Here is a 17226-nt window from a genome sequence, read left to right on the forward strand (position 1 = left end):
GATCGAGTCCAATCTAGGTCCGCTTCACGTACAGGCGGTTGCCCTGCGGCCCTGTCCACTCCAGGCGTACGACACCGGCCACCGCGGCGTCGCCGGACCGGGACGGATCGGCCCAGTAGCCGAAGGCGGGATTGCGGAAGAACGTCGCCCACAGGCCGCCGCGGTGGTCCTCGAAGAAGTTGTTGTGCCCGGCGCCGACTCCCGCGGTCCAGCGCTCGGAGTACGGGCCCTCGAAACGGTCGGCGACGGCGACGACCGCGTCGTACTGGTACTGCGTGCGGCCGGTGCCCGGCGGGTCGTAGGCGTGGCGCGTGCTGCCGTCCGCGTTGGTGGACGCCCGGTCCCACGCGGCGTGCACCAGGAAGTACTTGCCGCCGTACTTGAAGACGTACGCGCCCTCCAGGTAGGGCTCGGGCGAGTAGGGGGTCTGCCGGAACGCCGGGAGGTTCGTCGTCGGGACGATGTCCTCCATGTCGTCGCGGAACTTCGCGTAGACGTGGTTGTGCAGCACCAGCCACGCGTCGTCGCCCTCGGTGTAGAGGCCGCCGTCGATGTGGTGGTACGCGCCGGGCCTGATGAACGCGGGCCCACCGGGCACCACGTCGCCGAACGGCTTGTCGAGGTTGCCGTCGACGAGCCGGTAGGGGCCCTCGACCCCGCCGTCGCTCACCAGCATGAACGAGCCGACCAGTTGGGAGTGGTCGCCCATGCACGCGACGATGTACCACTTGCCGCGGAAGCGGTGCAGCTCCGGGGCCCAGGCGTTGGCCCGCTTGCCGAACTGCTCGTCGTGCCAGTACTCCTGCCACGGCGCGACGACCGTGCGGCCCGGCCGGTTCTCGTCCACGAACTCCGGCGACCACACCTTCCCGCGCTCGGCGCCGGGCCGGATGCCGGTGGTGTCGGCGAGGCGCCACGGGCCGTGCAGCGACGGGGCGGTCCACACGAAGATGCCGTCGTTCCAGGGCCCCGCCGCCGCGAGGCCGGGCGCGCGGGTGGTGCCGGTGGCCACGTACAGCGGGCGGCCGTCGACGACGAAGCAGTTCACGTACGTGTCGCGCATCCAGACACGGCCCAACTCCTCGTCGCGCGGCCGCAGTTCCAGCGGCAGGACGAAGGAGTTGTCCTCGCGCGGCCAGAGGTCCTGGCGGGTGTCCGCGAGTCCGTACGGTTCGAGGGCCGGCCAGTTGGGCGGGTACGGCCTTCCCTTGGCGGGGTGGGCGGGGGCCGCGAGTGCTGAGCCCGCGGGGAGTGCCACCGCCCCCATGGTTCCGGCGATGCCGGCCAGCACTCCGCGGCGGCCGATGTGCGCAGCGTTCGAATCTTCCCGGGTCATCAGACGGGGCTCCTCGGCTGGTCGGTCCGGTGTGTGCGCAGCATGCTTCAGCGTGCCCATGAATTAAGTCAAGAGCACCTACATAAATGAACGCGGGAGTGGCGGCCGGGCGGCTGGGAGGGTGCTGGTCAGCGACGAATGTTGCAGTCGTATGGCGTTCTCCGAACGTGGCCCGGCACGGCCCTGTGCGGGGCGCCTCCACATCGCCGCAGGTCAAGTCCGGTTCGGCGGAGTGTTGTTGCGCAAGAAGGCGTCGCGAGTATTTCGGTCCGACTCATTGACGAAAATCGTCGGCCCTCACATGCTGTCCGGCATGCACGAACACGACGGCCCGCTGACGCGGCTCCGGCGCGGCCACGAGCAGTCCGTTCTCGAGCTGCTGCGCAAACAAGGCCCCTTGAGCCGAGCCGAGTTGGGCATCCGCAGCGGGCTCTCCCGCACCACGCTCCACGACATCGTCGCCGACCTGCTTGCCAGCGGCGCGGTGGTCGCCGCCCCCGCCCAGGTCGAGACACGCAAACGCGGCCGCCCGGTGGAGAAGCTCAGCCTCAACCCGGCCGCCGGCGAGGCGGTCGGCATCGACTTCGCGCGCCGCGCCGTGCACGTCGCCGCCGTCAACTTCGCCCATGAGGTGGTCGGTTCGGCGAGCGAGTCGCACGCCCCGGACCTCTCCTGGCCCGAACGCGTCGACCTCGCGGAACGGCTCCTCGACGCCCTGGCCACCGACCCGCCCGCTGCCGATCCGGGCGAGGCCGGTGGTCAGGGCCACTCCCGCGGCGTACACCTCGACGCGCTCACCGCCATCGGTGTCGGCGTGGTCGGGCCGATCGCCGACCCCGGCAGCGAACACGCCCACGCCCAGGGCATCGACGGCCTGCCCGACCTGCTGCGCAAACGGTTCGGGGTGCCGGTCCTGCTCGACAACAACACCCGGCTCGCCGCCCTCGCCGAAGCCGTCTGGGGCGCGGCGGCCGACAGCAGCGACGTCCTCTACCTGCGGCTCTCGCACGGCGTCGGCGGCGGCCTCGTCGTCGGCGGCGCGCTGCACCGCGGCCGGTACGGACTGTCCGGCGAGTTCGGACACATCACCGTGGACCCGATGGGCCGTACCTGCGAGTGCGGCGGAACCGGGTGCCTGGAGACCCGCGCCTCGCTCGACGCCGTGCTGTGCCGCTACCGCGAATCCGGCGGCCGCGCCCAGGACCTCACCGGATTCCTCGACGCGGTCACCGCCGCCGAGCCGACGGCCCTGGAGGTGCTGGAGCGCGTCGGCGGCGACGTCGGCACCGTGCTCGCCTCGGTCTGTCACGTCGTCGGCGCGGGCGTCATCGTCGTCGGCGGCGAACTCGCCGAGGCGGGAGCCGCCCTCCTCGAACCGGTCGAACGCACCCTGCGCCGGCACCTGATGCCGATGGCCCACCCCCATGTGGACCTGCGCCGCGCCACGCTCGGCGAGGCCGGCAGCGCACTCGGCGGCATCGCCCTGGTACTCCACGAATCCCCCCTGCTCACCCACTACCCGCCGCCCGTCTCCGAGGAGCACGCGTGAAGCCATCAGCGAGGACACCATGGCTGTGATCACCCCCGCTCAGAAGACCACCACCGAGGCCCGGCGGCAGCCACCGCGCCGGGGCCGCGGCCGACCCCTGATCCTGAACGTCGTCGCCGTGGTGGCCGGCATCGCCGTATGGGCCGTCGTCGCCGCCCTCGGCTGGGTCGAGAACCTGCCCACACCGGCCGCCGTCGCCGAGAAGGCCGGCACCATGATCTCCGACGGCACACTGGCCGACGACACCCTCGCCAGCCTGCGCCGCGTCCTGTTCGGCTACGCCCTCGGCGTGCTCGCCGCGGTACCGGTCGGCTTCCTCATGGGCTGGTACCCGACGGTCCGCGCCCTGGTCGAGCCGTACATCCAGTTCTTCCGCACCATCCCGCCGCTCGCCCTGATCCCGCTGGCCGTGGTGCTGCTCGGCATCGGCGAGGTGCCAAAGATCGCCGTCATCTTCCTGGCGTCGTTCATGGCCTGCGTCGTCTCCTCCTTCCAGGGAGTCGTCGACGTCGACAAGACACTCATCAACGCCGCCCGGGTGCTCGGGGCGTCCGACCGCACCATCTTCGCCAAGGTGGTCGTCCCCGCCTCCACCCCGTTCATCCTCGTCGGCATGCGCATCGGTCTCGGCGCGTCCTGGGCGACCGTGGTCGCGGCCGAACTCATCGGCGCCCAGGAAGGGTTGGGCTACCGGATGCAGAAGGCGTCCACCTGGTTCGAAATGGACACGATCTTCGTGTCCCTGATCTCCATCGGTGTGCTCGGGCTCGTCATGGACCGGCTGTTGCTGCTGGCCGAGCGGCGGCTCACCGGCTGGCAGGAGCGTCGATGAACAGCAAGACAGCGCAGGACGGGAAGACGATGACGGACAGCAAGATCAGCTTTCGGGACGTGGTGAAGACCTTCCCGCTGAAGGGGACCACCTTCACCGCACTGGACGGCATCCGTCTCGACATCGCCGACCAGGAGTTCGTCACGGTCGTCGGCCCCTCGGGCTGCGGCAAGTCCACCCTGATGAGCATGGCCGCCGGGCTCCAGGAACCCGACTCCGGCGCCGTCCTGGTCGACGGCACGCCCGTGTCGGGGCCGGGACCCGACCGGGGCGTGATCTTCCAGCAGTACGCGCTGTTCCCGTGGCTGACGGTTCGCCAGAACGTGGAGTTCGGGCTCAAGTTGGCCTCCGTACCCGCTGCGGAGCGCCGCCGCCGCGCCGAGGCCGCCATCGCCCTCGTCGGCCTCGACGAGTTCGCCGACGCCCTGCCCAAGACGCTGTCCGGCGGAATGAAACAGCGCTGCGCCATCGCCCGCGCCTACGCGGTGGACCCCCAAGTCCTGCTGATGGACGAGCCGTTCGGCGCCCTCGACGCCCTGACCCGGGTGCAGCTGCAGGACCAGCTGCTCGCGACCTGGAGCCAGGAGAAGCGCACCGTCCTGTTCATCACCCACGACGTGGACGAGGCCGTCTACCTCGCCAGCCGCGTCGTGGTGATGGCCGCGCGGCCCGGCCGCATCCACCGCATCGTCGAGGTCGACCTGCCCTACCCGCGCACCGAACAGATCCGCCTCTCACCGGAGTTCCGGCGCATCCGCAACGAGGTGTGGACCTCGGTCTATCACCAGGACGCGCCGCCCAACGCCGCCTGACCCCCGCTCGCACCTTCCCGCGAACCACCCCGAGAGGACCTCCAGCATGTCCAGAAGCAGGATCAGGCGCACCACCCTCACGGCGCTGCCCGCCGCCCTGATGCTCACGCTCTCCGTCACCGCCTGCTCCGGCGGCGGCTCGCAGGACGACAACTCCGTCCGCTTCGGCTACATCGCCGACTACAACGGCGCCAGCCTCCTCGCGATCGCCGAGAAGCAGGGCCTGTGGAAGAAGGCCGACCTCACCGCGAAGGTGAAGGCGTTCAACAACGGCCCGGTGCAGATCCAGGCCCTGAGCGCCGACAGCCTCGACTACGGCTACATCGGTCCCGGCGCCATGTGGCTGCCCGCCTCCGGCAAGTCGAAGGTCATCGCCATCGACACCCTCACGTACGCGGACCGTGTCATCGGGCAGCCCGGCATGAAGTCCATGAAGGACCTCAAGGGCAAGCGCGTCGGCGTCCCCGAAGGCACCTCCGGGGACATGATCCTCAACATCGCCCTGGCGAAGGCCGGGATGACGACGAAGGACATCACCAAGGTCAACATGGACCCGTCCACCATCGTCTCCGCCTTCTCCTCCGGGAAGATCGACGGCGCCGGCTTCTTCTACCCCGCCATCGACACCATCAAGAAGAAGGTCCCCGGCCTTCACGAGATAGCGAGCACCAAGGACACCAAGGACTCCTTCCCCACCGCCTTCGTCGCCGGCAACAAGGTGCCCGAGGCCAAGAACAAGAAGGTCATCAAGGTGCTCCAGCAGGCCAACGACTGGCGCCAGGAACACCCCGAGGAGACCATCGCGCTCACCGCCAAGATGCTCCAGGTCACCGAGGCCCAGGCCAAGGCCGATGCCTCCCACGTCGAGACGCTCTCCACCAAGGACCTCGTCACCAAGACCAAGAGCGGCGAGGTGGACACGTGGCTGAAGAAGCTCGGCGACTTCTTCGTCCGTAACAAGCAACTGGACGACAACACCGACCCGGGAAAGTATTACGTGGCCGATCTGTACTCGGAGACGTACGCCAAGTAGGGGAGCACAGGCCCATGACACCCGTTCAAGCACTCCAGGTCACCTCGCTGTCGACCACCGCCATCAAGGGACTCGGAGTCGTGCCGCGCGACGAGGTCGAGCTGACGCGAACGGGGGTTGCGGGCGACCGCGCCTTCCTCATGGTGGACGCGGAGGGCAACCTGCTGTCCATGACCCGCACGGGAGCCTGGGCCGGACACACCGCCCACTACGCGGCGGAGTCCGGGACCCTGACCGTGACAGGCCCGGACGGCTCCGAGGTCACCGACGAGGTGTGCCTCGGCGACGCGCTGGAGGTCGACTTCTTCCGGCACCACACGGTGCCCGGGCGCGTCGTCGAGGGACCGTGGGCCGAGCTCCTCTCGGACCGCGTGGGCCAACCGGTGCGGCTGGTGCGCCCCGACGCGGACAACGGCGGCGTGGACCTGCGACCCGTCACCCTCCTCGGCGACGCCTCCGTCGACGAACTGGCCCGCAGGTCCGACCTCGAAGCGGTCGACAAGCGCCGCTTCCGCATGACACTCGGCTTCGGCGGCGCCGAAGCCCACGCCGAGGACACCTGGGAGGGCCGGACGGTGCGCGTCGGCGGGGCGGAGCTGCGCGTCGAGGGGCCGGTGAAGCGGTGCGGCGCGGTGAACCGCGACCCGGTCGACGGCTCCGGGGGAGTGCGCGCGCTGTCCCTGATCAAGGGCTACCGGGGCCTGGGCCTGAGCACCTTGGGCCGCGGCGTCCTGTTCGGTGTGTACGCGGACGTGGTGACACCCGGCCGGATCAAGGTCGGCGACACGCTGGAACTGGACGCGGCACCGGCGGCGTCGAGCCACTGACCTCAAGGCACCCGCGGCGCAGCCGTCGACGCGCGGAGCACCGGCGCCGCGGGCACCCGCGACGTCACTGTGCGCCGCTGCCCGCCGACCAGTTCGTGGAGCCGGGTGACGGCGAGCGTGCCCACCTCCCGCAACGGCACGTCCAGCGCCGTCACCGGCGGAGTCGTCGCGCCCAGCGTGCTCAGGTCGTCGGCCGCCGCCAGGCTGATGTCCTCGGGCACGCGCCGCCCCGTCGTCCCCAGCCCGTGCAGCAGGCCAAGGGCGAGATAGCTGTTGTACGCGAGGACGGCCGTTGCGACGCCGGGCAGGGAGTGCGAGGCCTCGATGCCCGCGTCGAACGTGGGCGGCAGCGGGCCGAGCACATGGATGCGGGCGCCCGCCTCCGCGGCCTGCGCGGTGAGCGAGGCCCGCCGCTGCTCGTCCGCCCAGGAGCCCGCGGGCCCGGACACGTAGGCGATCTCGCGGTGGCCGAGGTCCAGCAGGTGGCCGAGGAGTTCGGCAAGCCCCGCCGCCGTGTCGGCGACGACGGCCGGGAGGCGGCCGACCTGGCGGTCGACGAGCACCAGCGGTTGGCGCTTGAAGCGCTCGCGCAGCGCCGCGTCCGTGCCCACCGGAGTCACCATGATCAGGCCGTCGGCCTGCTCGGACAGCCGGTCGGCGAGGGCGGCCTCGCGCTCCGCGTCGTACTCGGACACCGCGATCAGCAGATGGCTCTCGGTGTCCTCGGCGGCCTGCTGCGCGCCGATGACCAGGGGAGCGAAGAAGGGGTTCGAGAGCGTCGGCACGATCAGGCCGACCAGGCCCGTACGGCCCGTGGTCAGGGCGCGCGCCGCGGCGTTGAGCTGGAAGCCGAGCCGGTCCGCCGCCTCCCGCACCCGCAGCCGGGTGCCCTCCGCGACCATGTCGGGGCGGTGCAGCGCCCGCGAGGCGGTGGCCTTCGAGACCCCCGCCGCCTGCGCCACGTCCATGAGCGTCGCCACTGCTGCCCCCTGCTGCCCGTGCCGTGTCTGTGGTCCGGCCCGAGTCGCCGGCTGTTCCAAGGAACTGCCCGGGCCGCTGTTCACTTTCCCTTTATGCCGTGTCATGATACCTGCAACCGGTCTCTGCAACCGGTTGCAGAGACCGGTTGCAGAGACCGTACCCAAGCCGGGTGCCCGCACGCCCCGCGCCTCCTCGCGCCGACGTCGCCGCAGAGTTCCCTGCCCACCCCTCATCCCGCCGAGGTCCCCATGTCCACCACCGCTCCGCCCTCCGGCGAGCAGGCCGACGCCGCCGCCGAGCCCGCATCGCTCGTCGAGCGGCTCTTCCGCGTCCGCGGTCGCGGCAGCACGCCCCGCACGGAACTCGTCGCCGGCGCCTCGATGTTCATGGCCGCCGCCTACGCGGTCGTCGTGGTCCCCGGCCAACTGGCGGGCGCGGGCGTGCCGCACGGCGCAGCGACCACCGCCGTCATCATCGCCATCGCGCTGGCGACCCTGGCCATGGGCCTCATCGCCAACCTGCCGTTCGTCGTCGCCCCGGGCCTCGGCGGCGTGGCACTGATCGCCTTCACCATCGTCGGCCAGGACCACGTCCCCTGGGACACCGCGCTCGGCATGGTGTTTTGGTCCGGCGTCGCCTTCCTGGTCCTCACCCTGCTCGGCATCCGTGACCTCGTCACACGCCTGATGCCGATGAACCTCAAGTACGCCATCAGCGGCGGCCTCGGCCTCTACATCGCGCTCATCGGCTTCCGCGACGCCGACCTCGTCGTCGGCAACGCCGACAAGGCGGCCCTCGCCGTCGGCGACCTGTCGAAGCCCGCCGGGCTGCTCGCCCTGGGCGGCCTGCTGCTGCTCACGGCGCTCGCCGCGCGCAAGGTGCCCGGCGCGTTCCTCATCACCATCGCGGCCGTCACGGTCGTCGGCATCCCGCTCGGTGTCACGGACGTCCCCGACAGCCTCTTCTCCGCCCCCGACTCACCCGGGCCGCTGCTCTTCCACATCGACATCCTCGGCGCGCTCAAGCCGGAGTACTTCCCGTACATCTTCGCCTTCTTCGTGTCCGAGTTCTTCTCCATGACCGGCACCCTCCTCGCCGTCTCGGGGCGCGCCGGACTGCTCGACAAGGACGGCAACATCCCCGGCTCGCGGCGCCCCTTCCTCGTCGACTCGGTGTCCGTGATGGGCGGTTCGGCCGTCGGTGCCCCGTCGATGACGGCCTACCTGGAGTCGTCCGCCGCGGCCGACGCGGGCGGCAAGACCGGCCTCGCCTCCGTGTGGGCGGCGTGCGGCTTCGGACTGCTGCTGCTCGTCACCCCGTTCGCGACGCTGATCCCCTCCGCCGCCACCGCGCCCGTGCTGATCTACATCGGCCTGAACATGCTCGGCGCCCTCAAGAACGTCGACTTCAAGGACCCGACCAACGCGATCCCGGCGGCCCTCACCGTCGCGACCACGCTGTTCTTCGGCAACTTCGGCACCGGCATCGCGGTCGGGCTCGCCGCCCATGTCCTCGTCAAGACCGTCAGCGGCCGGATCCGCGAGGTGCCCTGGCCGCTGTGGATCGTCATGGTCCCGCTGGGCTACTACTTCTACACACTCGTCCCCTGACGGCGCCCCGCCCCGAGTGACGACCCCCCTTTCTGAAGGAGCACGACCCCATGAGTGAGCAGCACGACCTCCGGATCAGCGGCGGGCGCGTGGTGTCCACCTTCACCGGCGAGGAGTTCGCCGCCGACGTCCTCGTACGCGGGGAGACGATCAGCGGGGTGCTGCCCCCGGGCACCCCCGCCGACGCCCGCGAGGAGATCGACGCGAGGGGCATGCTGGTCGTCCCCGGCTTCGTCGACGCGCACATGCACATCGAGAGCGCGTTCCTGACGCCGCAGGAGTTCGCCGCGGTGACCCTCGCGCGCGGCACGACGTCCGTGCTCGCCGACCCGCACGAGATCGTCAACGTCGCCGGGCGCGACGCCATGCGCTGGATGATCGACGCCGGCCGGGAGACCGCCCAGACCCAGCTGTGGGGCGTCCCGTCGTGCGTGCCCGCCCTGGAGGGCCTGGAGCACGCCGGTGCCGCGCTGTCCGCCGACGACATCGCGGAGATGCTGCGCTGGCCCGGAGTGATCGCGCTCGGCGAGGTCATGGACTACCGGGCCGTCGTCGCGGGCGACCGCCGCATGCACGAGGTCACCGCCGCCGCCCGCGCGCAGGACGTCGTCCTCGACGGCCACTGCCCGAACCTGACCGGCGCCGAACTCAGCGCCTACCTCGCCACCGGTGTGGACTCCGACCACACCAAGAACCGCACCGAGGTGGTCCTGGAGAAGGCCCGCCTCGGCATGACGATGATGCTGCAGGAGAAGTGCCTGAACGAGGAGGTGGCCCAGGCCCTCCTCGCCCTGTCGCAGCTCCCGCCGCTGTGCCTGGTGACCGACGACCTCGCCGCCGACCACATCGTCGACAAGGGCCACCTCGACCACATCGCACGGGTGGCCGTGGCCGCGGGCTTCCCCGCGCACGTCGTCCTCAAGGCCCTGACCTGGACGCCGGCCCAGCGCCTTCGCCTGCACGACCGCGGCGTCGTCTCGCCGGGCAAGCGCGCCGACCTGGTGCTGCTGCGCGGCGAACTCGCCGCGTTCGACCCGGCGTTGGTGCTGTCCGGCGGCCGGGTGGTGGGCCGCGACGGCGCACCCGCGCGCTCGGACGCGGGCGCCGAGGCACCGGCCGTCGAGCCGCTCGGCAGTCGCCTCGACGTCGAACCGCAGGACGCCGACACGTTCCGCTGGACCGTCGACCTGCCCGACGGTGTGCACACCTTCCGCGCCATGCGGGTCAACGAGCGGGACACCTACACCGAGGCGGCGGAGATCCAACTCCCGGTCCAGGACGGCGAGGTGCAGTGGGAGGGGCGTGCCACCGTCGTCCGGGTCCGCAATCGCTACGGACGTGACGGCGCGGTCTTCGCCCCGCTGCTCGGCCGCGAACTGACCGACGGCGCGGTGGCCTCGACGTACGCCCACGACAGCCACAACCTCCTGACCATCGGCACCTCCCGGGCCGCGATGGCCGCGGCCGCGACGACCGTCGTCGGGGACGGGGGAGGCGTCGCGGTGGTCGCCGGACCCGAGGGCGAGTCGATCGCGGCCCGGATGCCGCTGCCCGTGGGCGGCGTGCTGTCCGCCCTCCCGGCCGGGGACGTCGCCGACCAGGCGGCCGCGGTGCGGGGCGCGTTGGAGCACTGGGGCTGGCGCCACCTCAACCCGTTCATGAGTGTGTCGACCCTGACCCTCGCCGTCTCACCCGCCCTCAAGATCACCGACCGGTCCCTCGTCGACGTCGTACGCCGCGAGGCCGTGGGCCCGACGATGGTGAATTAACACCCTTTCGAAGGCGCGCAACTGCCCGCAGTTGCGCGCCTTTTGTCCTTTTCGAAGTCGCAATTGACCATGTGTTCAGAGGGGGTGGGGTGCGCGAGCTGCACGTATGGCCTAAAGTGACGACTCGACTACGCTGAGAGGCGATACGGGAATGGGGGCGGAAGCAGTGCGTCACGACCAGGCTTCACGGTGGGACCGGGCGGCATGCCGCACGACGGACCCCGACGACTTGTTCGTCGAGGGGGCCGCGCAGAGCAGCGCCAAGCGCATCTGCGGGGGATGCGTGATCAAGACCGAATGCCTGGCCCACGCGCTGGATCAGCGTATCCAGCACGGGGTCTGGGGCGGCATGACCGAGCGCGAGCGGCGCGCGCTGCTGCGCCGTCGGCCCACCGTCACCTCCTGGCGGCGACTGCTCGAGGCCGCCCGCGCCGAGCACGAGCGGCCTGTCCGAGCGGACCACGCGGGGGTGTCGTGAGGGGCGCCCTCAGGGACTGACCCGAACGACGGGCTCTAGCCCCACGCCCCGAGCGTGAACTCGGCGATGACCACCGAGAGCAGGAACGACGCGGTGATGGCGACGAGCCCGACCGGGACGATCTTCCATCCGATGCGGCGCAGCAGCGGCAGATCCTTGCCGAGGGAGAGCCCCGCCAGCGTCAGCATGATGGTCGCGATGGACAGGAAGTCCACCGACGACACAAGGCGGTTCAGCGTGTCCGAGGCGAAGAACCACGGGCTGGACACGTACGCGCCGACGGTGGTGATCCATACGATCGCCGAGATCTTCCGGCTGGCCTTGGCCAGCACGAGCCCGACGAGGACCAGGCCGAGCAGCACGGCGTATCCGCCGACGATGTCCAGGCTCACGTGCCCCGCCGCGACCGAGGCGGTGCCGAGACCGAGGATCGTCAGCACGCCGAGCGACAGCCAGAGCGGAAGCTTGATCTCGCCCCCGGCCGCCGCCACCTGCTCACGGAAGGCGCGGTTCTCCGCCGCGCTCTGTTCCGTCACACCCGCTTCGGTGGGCGCGCTCTCCGCCGCCTCGGTGCGCCCACGGCGCGTCAGGAACCGGTAGAAGCGGTCCGCCAGCGGCAGCGCCACGTAGATCCCGACGTACACACCGAGGATCGTCGTGATCAGGTTGGAGACCGCCGCCATGCCCAGGATGGCCTGTTCGTCGCCCGGATAGGCGGCCACGATGCTGGCGGAGGACGCCGCCATCATCGACCCCGAACCGACACCGGCGCCCATCGCCAGGGCCAGCGGGTCGAAGATGTTCCAGTTCGACACCAGCGAGGTCAGGAGCGTGATGAAGACCGCTCCGAACATCGTGCCGAACACATACATGGCGAGCACGCCGCGGTACTGGTCCGAGTCGGGACCGTACTTCTCCGAGACCATCGCGAACGACGGCTCGCGGTCGAGCGAGAACGTCGCGCCCACCGTGGCCTTGCCCATTCGCAGCAGCACCGCGAGCGGCAGCGCGATGGCGACCGTGCCGAGCAGATGCCCGATCTCCTGGAGCAGCAGGGCGGGACCGGCGTCGGCGAGCGTCGGCAGGCTGGGGCCGATGTTGAACGCCAGTCGGGCCACCAGGATCATCACGGCGACGCCGACGAGCGCGGCCGCCACCTTCTGCAGATCGATGCCGAGCGGCCGGAACTTCTGGATCGACACCAGCAGGCCCAGCAACAGACCCCACACCATCGGGAAGATGATGATGGAGCCGATGCCCAGGTCGATGTCGAGCTCACCGATGAACTGCACGACCAGCGCGATCACCAGCGCGAGCCCGGCGATCGGCAGCGTCTGACGGGTCCGCGTACCGCGGTCGGCCGGCTTGAGGAGGGTGGACATGTCGTCACCCGGCCCTTCTGGTGTCACGGTGGAAGGCGGCCTCGACGAACCGGGCACGCTGCTCGGGATCGCCCGCCGCGTCGACGACGGTCCACGCGAGCGCGCGGGCCGCTTCGAGCATCAGCTCGTACGCCGCGTCGGTGTCGGCGACATCGGCGAATCCGTGGGAGTGGATGGGTACTTCGGCCCCGGGGATGCTCAGCCAGGGGTGCAGGCTCGGGATGATCTGGCTGACATTGCCCATGTCGGTCGAGCCGCCGCCGAGCCGGCCGCCGGACGTGGTGTCACGACCGAACGACTCCATCGCGGCCGTCCAGTACCCGGCCAGCGCGTCGTCCTGGACGAGCGGCTCGTACAGCGGCTCGGTCGCCTCGATGGTCACCTCGGTGCCGCTCGCCATGGCGGCCCCCTCGAAGCAGCGCCGTACGCGGGCGAGGAGTGCCTCGTACTCGGACAGGGTGAATGCCCGGCACTCGAAGTCGACGACCGCGCGCTCAGGAATGATGTTCGTGGCCACACCGGCCTCGGACACGAACAGGGCCACGCGATGGTCCCCGGGGATCTGCTGGCGCAGCAGACCGATGGCGACCTGGGCGATGGTGGCACCGTCGGCGGCGTTGACACCCTGGTGGGGCGCGGCCGCGGCGTGCGCGGCACGGCCGGTGAACACGGCACGGTAGCGGCCGACCGCCTGCGCGGTGGTCCCCGCCGGGTTGTACGAGACACCGTCCTGCACCGGATGCACCATGAGGGCCAGGCCCACCCCGTCGAACGCGCCGGCCTCCAGCATGAGTGTCTTGCCGCCGCCGTGCTCCTCGGCCGGAGTGCCGATGGCCTTGAGTGTGATGCCCAGTTCGTCGGCGTGCGGGGCCAGGGCGAGAGCCGCGGCGACCGACGCGCCCGCGATGAGGTTGTGTCCGCAGGCGTGCCCGACCTCGGGCAGCGCGTCGTACTCGACACACAGCGCCACCGTCAGCTCGCCGCTGCCGGCGGTCGCCGTGAACGCGGTGGGCAGGCCGCCGGTGCCGTGCTCGACGGTGAGCCCGCCCTCGGCGAGCAGCTCGGTGATCGCCGCCGCGGACGCGGTCTCCTCGAAGGAGAGCTCGGGACGGGCGTGCAGGCCGCGGGCGAGCGACAGCACCTTTCCTTCCCATGCGGTGACACCGGCCGAGGTGTCCTTCTTGAGTCGGTCGCCTTCGGCGACGGTGTGTGTCTGGCTCATCGAGGACTCCTCAGTAGCTCAGCGACGGGAACGGGGAACCGGCGGCGCGCGTGGGGGTCCACACGGCCTTGGTCTGGGTGTACTCGTCCAGCACGCCGGGGCCGGAGGACCGGCCGTGCCCGGAGTCGCCGAAGCCACCGAAGGGCACGGCCACGTGGATCGTCTTGTACGAGTTGATCCAGAAGGTACCTGCCTTCACCGCGCGGGCCACATGGTGGGCCCGTGCGACGTCCTGGGTCCACACCGCTCCGGCCAGGCCGAAGGTGGTGGCGTTGGCCCGCTCGATGGCCTCGGCCTCGGTGAAGAAGGAGTCGACGCCGACGACCGGCCCGAACACCTCGGTGGTCTCCAGCACATTGGCGGGGTTGACCCCGTCCAGGACGGTGGGCAGCACCCAACGCCCGTCCGCGAGCGGGGAGTTGGTGACCTGGGTGGGCAGGTCGGCCGCCGTCGCGCGGCGGGCGCCGCCCTCGATGCCGGCCGCGACGAGCGAGGTGACCGTGGCGTACTGCGCCTCGGTGATGATCGGGCCGACCTCGGTCCCGGGGTCGAGCGGGTCGCCGATCCGCAGCCGGGCCGCGCGCTCCGCGACCCGTGCCACGAACTCGGCGTGCACCGACCGCTCCACCAGCAGCCGGGACCCGGCGACACACGACTGCCCGGCGCCCGAGAAGATCGCGGACACGGCGCCGTCGGCCGCGCGGTCCAGGTCCGCGTCGGCGAACACGATGTTGGCGCTCTTGCCGCCGAGCTCCAGAACCGTCGGAATGCCCGCGCCCGCCGCGGCGACGGCCACCCGCCGCCCGGTGCCGACCGAGCCGATGAAGGACACCTTGCCCACACGGGCGTCGGTGGTGAGGGTGGCACCGACGGTCGAGCCGAGGCCCGTGGCGACGTTGAACACGCCGTCCGGCAGGCCCGCCCGGTGTGCCAGCTGCGCCAGGCGCACGGTCGACGCGGGCGTGAACTCACTGGGCTTGACGACGACCGCGTTGCCCGCGGCGAGCGGCGCCGCCGAGTTCCAGCCGCCGGTGAACAGCGGTGCGTTCCACGGCGTGATGGCGACGACGACACCCCACGGGACCCGCTCGGTGTACGTGTGCCAGTTGCCCGGCACCGGGATGGTGTGTCCGAGCAGCTTGTCCGCCCAGCCCGCGTAGTACCCGAACATCTCGGCGACCTTCGCGGCCTCGCCGCGGGTGTCACGGATCGGCTTGCCGGTGGTGGCGGACTCCAGGGCGGCGAGTTCCTCGACGTGCTCGGCGACGGTGCGGGAGACCTCGCGCAGGATCGCCGCGCGCTCGAAGGGATCGGTCGCGGCCCACACCTCGGCGCCGCGGGCGGCGCTCGCCAGGACGGCGTCGGCGCCCTCCGTGCCGGCGTCGGCGTAGTCGGCCACCCACTCCGAGGTGGCGGCGGAGGTGAGGCGGACGGCCTCGCCGCGGCCGGGGACGACATGTCCGTCGACGAACGAGCCGAGTCCCTGCGGGAAGTGGGCGTCCAGGGCGGCGCGGGCCGTGGCGGCACCGGAGGTCGCGGAGCCGATCGAGAAGGTCGTGCTGTTCATGGTGCGTCGGTCCTTAACGCGTGAGGGTCGGGGCGACGGTGCGGGCTATCTCGGAGAAGTCGGCGGCCGGGCCCAGTTCCGCCAGGGCCTCCTGCCACCGCTCGCTCGCGGCGGCCAGCAACTGCGGTGTCTCGCCGCGCTGCTTCGCGGTCTCGACGGCCAGGGCGGCGTCGCGCGCCATCAGGCCGAGCGAGAACCCGGAGTCGTACGTGCCGCTGAGCACCCAGTCCGGATACATCGCGGCGGACGCCCTGCTGGCGCCGGACGCGCCACTGATGCCGGCGGCGGAGGCGGCCGGGTCGACGCCGTAGGACTTCGCGACGGCGAGGGCCTCGCCGACCGCCACCAGGTTGACCGCGGCCAGCATGTTGTTGAGCAGCTTCACCACGTTGCCCGAGCCGGGACCGCCGAGGTGCCGGAACTGGCCGCCGGTGAGGGCGTCGAGCACGGGCCGCGCCGCGTCGAGCGCGTCCGGTTCCGCGCCGACGAACGCGGTCAGGCGACCGGCCACCGCGCCGGTGCGACCGCCGGACACGGGCGCGTCCACGAAGGACACACCATGACGCGCCGCGAGCACCGCGCACGCGGCCGAGGTGTCCGGCTGCGAGGTCGTGGTGTCGACGATGGCCACCGTGCCCGGGCGGTCCAGCAGGGCGGGCAGGCTCGCCTCGACGACCTGGGCCGACGGCAGGGACAACACCACGTACGGGGTGCCGGCGAGCTGCTCGAGCGTGTCGACGGCGTCCACACCGGCCTCCCGGGCGGCGGACCGCGCCGCCGCGGAGGGGTCGAACCCGCGCACCTGCCAGCCGGCGCCGACCAGCGCGGTGGCCATGGCGCCGCCCATCGACCCGAGGCCGACGACGGCGATGTGCTTGCTCATCTGTGCTCCTTGCGGGAGGGAGGCGGCGGGAGGCGCGGAGCCCCCGCCGCCCGGGGGTGTCAGTCGAGGTAGATGTCCAGGTCGCGCCAGAGCTGCTGGGTGCGGCGGATCGCGGCGCGGCTGCGCTCCGGCTGTGCCTCCTGCATGCCGGCGAGCAGCCCGTAGACGACCGACGTGGCGGCGGTGACGGACTGGAAGAACGAGATGCCTTCGGACGGCACGACGAGGAGGTGCTCGGCGATGGACGTGGCGAGCCGCCCACGGCGCATGTCGGTGATCGCGACGACGGTGGCCCCGGCCTCGTGCGCGGCCTCCGCCGCGGCGATGACCTGCTTCGTGGAGCGCCACATGTTGACGACCAGCAGCACATCGCCCGGCCCGACGCTGTTCACGGCCGAGGCCAGGTGCACGCCCGCCCGGTTCTCCAGCGTGATCGGATAGCCCATGGTGGAGCCGAGGTGTGCCATCACGGTGGCCGGTCCCGCGAAGGAACCGACGCCGACGACGAGGATCGACCGGGCCCCGGCCAGCGCCGCGATGGCCGCCTCGGCCTCCGCCGCGGAGTTGCTCTCCAGGGTCTGGCGCAGATTCTCCAGGTCGTGCGTGAGGGCGTCGTGCAGCGGGCTGCGGTGCTCGCCGTGCTCGGTGAGCGTGTCCTCGGTCGAGATCTGCACCAGGTACCGCGCCCGCAGCTCCCGCTGCAGGTCGGGCCAGCCCTGGTAGCCCAGGGTCTGCGCGGCGCGGACGACGGTGGAGCTGTTCACGTCCGCCCGCTCGGCGATCTGCGCGATTTCGGCGTACGAGGCGAGCTGCGGGTTGCGCACGATGACATCGACGACGCGGGCCTGGGCCTTGGACAGGGGCACGTCGGGCAGGGCGTCGCCCAGCCAGTCGGCCTGGCCGGGGTTGCTGGGGGTGCGAGGTGAAGGCACGGGCGTTGCTTTC

15 protein-coding genes are annotated in these 17226 nt (G+C 71.5%); 8 read left to right on the top strand and 7 right to left on the bottom strand.

Translation table 11 applies throughout. The features are described 5' to 3' along the window. Window positions 1-13: 13 nt before the first annotated feature. A complete protein-coding gene (locus tag ACZ7L4_RS05830; protein ID WP_472100008.1) occupies window positions 14-1336 on the bottom strand; it encodes a family 43 glycosylhydrolase in 1323 nt (440 codons plus the stop codon). 301 nt (window positions 1337-1637) lie between these two features. Here ACZ7L4_RS05830 and ACZ7L4_RS05835 point away from each other — a divergent pair, with 301 nt between their 5' ends. The 5 genes from ACZ7L4_RS05835 to ACZ7L4_RS05855 are packed head-to-tail and all read left to right on the top strand — an operon-like array spanning window position 1638 to window position 6389. Beyond that, the gene (locus ACZ7L4_RS05835) at window positions 1638-2885 is read left to right on the top strand and encodes an ROK family transcriptional regulator (RefSeq protein ID WP_472100009.1); all 1248 of its coding nucleotides are present in this window, start codon (window positions 1638-1640) and stop codon (window positions 2883-2885) included. Between the two features lie 19 nt (window positions 2886-2904). Next, window positions 2905-3717 carry an ABC transporter permease gene (locus ACZ7L4_RS05840; RefSeq protein WP_472100011.1) on the top strand — a complete coding sequence of 271 codons (813 nt, stop codon included), beginning with the start codon at window positions 2905-2907 and terminating at the stop codon, window positions 3715-3717. 29 nt (window positions 3718-3746) lie between these two features. Next, window positions 3747-4529 (top strand): ABC transporter ATP-binding protein, encoded by a 783-nt coding sequence (locus tag ACZ7L4_RS05845; protein ID WP_472100404.1) that lies wholly within the window; start codon window positions 3747-3749, stop codon window positions 4527-4529. A gap of 46 nt (window positions 4530-4575) precedes the next feature. Then, a complete protein-coding gene (locus ACZ7L4_RS05850) occupies window positions 4576-5562 on the top strand; it encodes an aliphatic sulfonate ABC transporter substrate-binding protein (RefSeq protein ID WP_472100012.1) in 987 nt (328 codons plus the stop codon). 14 nt (window positions 5563-5576) lie between these two features. Continuing rightward, window positions 5577-6389: an MOSC domain-containing protein gene (locus ACZ7L4_RS05855; RefSeq protein WP_472100014.1), complete on the top strand. Its 813-nt coding sequence runs from the start codon at window positions 5577-5579 to the stop codon at window positions 6387-6389. Window positions 6390-6391: 2 nt separating this feature from the next. Here ACZ7L4_RS05855 and ACZ7L4_RS05860 read toward each other — a convergent pair whose 3' ends face one another. Then, window positions 6392-7369 (bottom strand): LacI family DNA-binding transcriptional regulator, encoded by a 978-nt coding sequence (locus ACZ7L4_RS05860; RefSeq protein WP_472100016.1) that lies wholly within the window; start codon window positions 7367-7369, stop codon window positions 6392-6394. A gap of 249 nt (window positions 7370-7618) precedes the next feature. On the opposite strand from ACZ7L4_RS05860, the gene ACZ7L4_RS05865 reads away from it, so the two are divergent. The 3 genes from ACZ7L4_RS05865 to ACZ7L4_RS05875 all read left to right on the top strand — a co-directional run bounded on the left by ACZ7L4_RS05865 (window position 7619) and on the right by ACZ7L4_RS05875 (window position 11227). Further along, window positions 7619-8980: an NCS2 family permease gene (locus ACZ7L4_RS05865; RefSeq protein ID WP_472100018.1), complete on the top strand. Its 1362-nt coding sequence runs from the start codon at window positions 7619-7621 to the stop codon at window positions 8978-8980. A gap of 50 nt (window positions 8981-9030) precedes the next feature. Further along, entirely contained in the window at window positions 9031-10749 is a 1719-nt protein-coding gene (locus tag ACZ7L4_RS05870; protein WP_472100020.1) for an adenine deaminase C-terminal domain-containing protein, read from the top strand. A gap of 166 nt (window positions 10750-10915) precedes the next feature. After that, window positions 10916-11227 carry a WhiB family transcriptional regulator gene (locus tag ACZ7L4_RS05875; protein WP_472100022.1) on the top strand — a complete coding sequence of 104 codons (312 nt, stop codon included), beginning with the start codon at window positions 10916-10918 and terminating at the stop codon, window positions 11225-11227. Between the two features lie 35 nt (window positions 11228-11262). On the opposite strand, the gene ACZ7L4_RS05880 is transcribed toward ACZ7L4_RS05875, so the two are convergent. From ACZ7L4_RS05880 to ACZ7L4_RS05900, 5 genes are read right to left on the bottom strand one after another with little or no spacing between them, the layout of a single operon-like run. Then, complete coding sequence (locus tag ACZ7L4_RS05880; RefSeq protein ID WP_472100023.1) at window positions 11263-12609, bottom strand: DUF3100 domain-containing protein; 1347 nt, start codon at window positions 12607-12609, stop codon at window positions 11263-11265. Window positions 12610-12613: 4 nt separating this feature from the next. Next, window positions 12614-13831 carry a M20 family metallopeptidase gene (locus ACZ7L4_RS05885; RefSeq protein ID WP_472100024.1) on the bottom strand — a complete coding sequence of 406 codons (1218 nt, stop codon included), beginning with the start codon at window positions 13829-13831 and terminating at the stop codon, window positions 12614-12616. Window positions 13832-13841: 10 nt separating this feature from the next. Beyond that, complete coding sequence (locus tag ACZ7L4_RS05890; protein WP_472100026.1) at window positions 13842-15398, bottom strand: aldehyde dehydrogenase family protein; 1557 nt, start codon at window positions 15396-15398, stop codon at window positions 13842-13844. Between the two features lie 13 nt (window positions 15399-15411). Continuing rightward, entirely contained in the window at window positions 15412-16281 is an 870-nt protein-coding gene (locus tag ACZ7L4_RS05895; protein WP_472100028.1) for an NAD(P)-dependent oxidoreductase, read from the bottom strand. A gap of 59 nt (window positions 16282-16340) precedes the next feature. Then, on the bottom strand, window positions 16341-17213 hold the full coding sequence (locus tag ACZ7L4_RS05900) for a MurR/RpiR family transcriptional regulator (RefSeq protein WP_450809282.1): 873 nt from the start codon (window positions 17211-17213) through the stop codon (window positions 16341-16343). Between the last annotated feature and the right edge of the window lie 13 nt (window positions 17214-17226).

Source organism: Streptomyces sp. NPDC107575 (assembly GCF_055657265.1).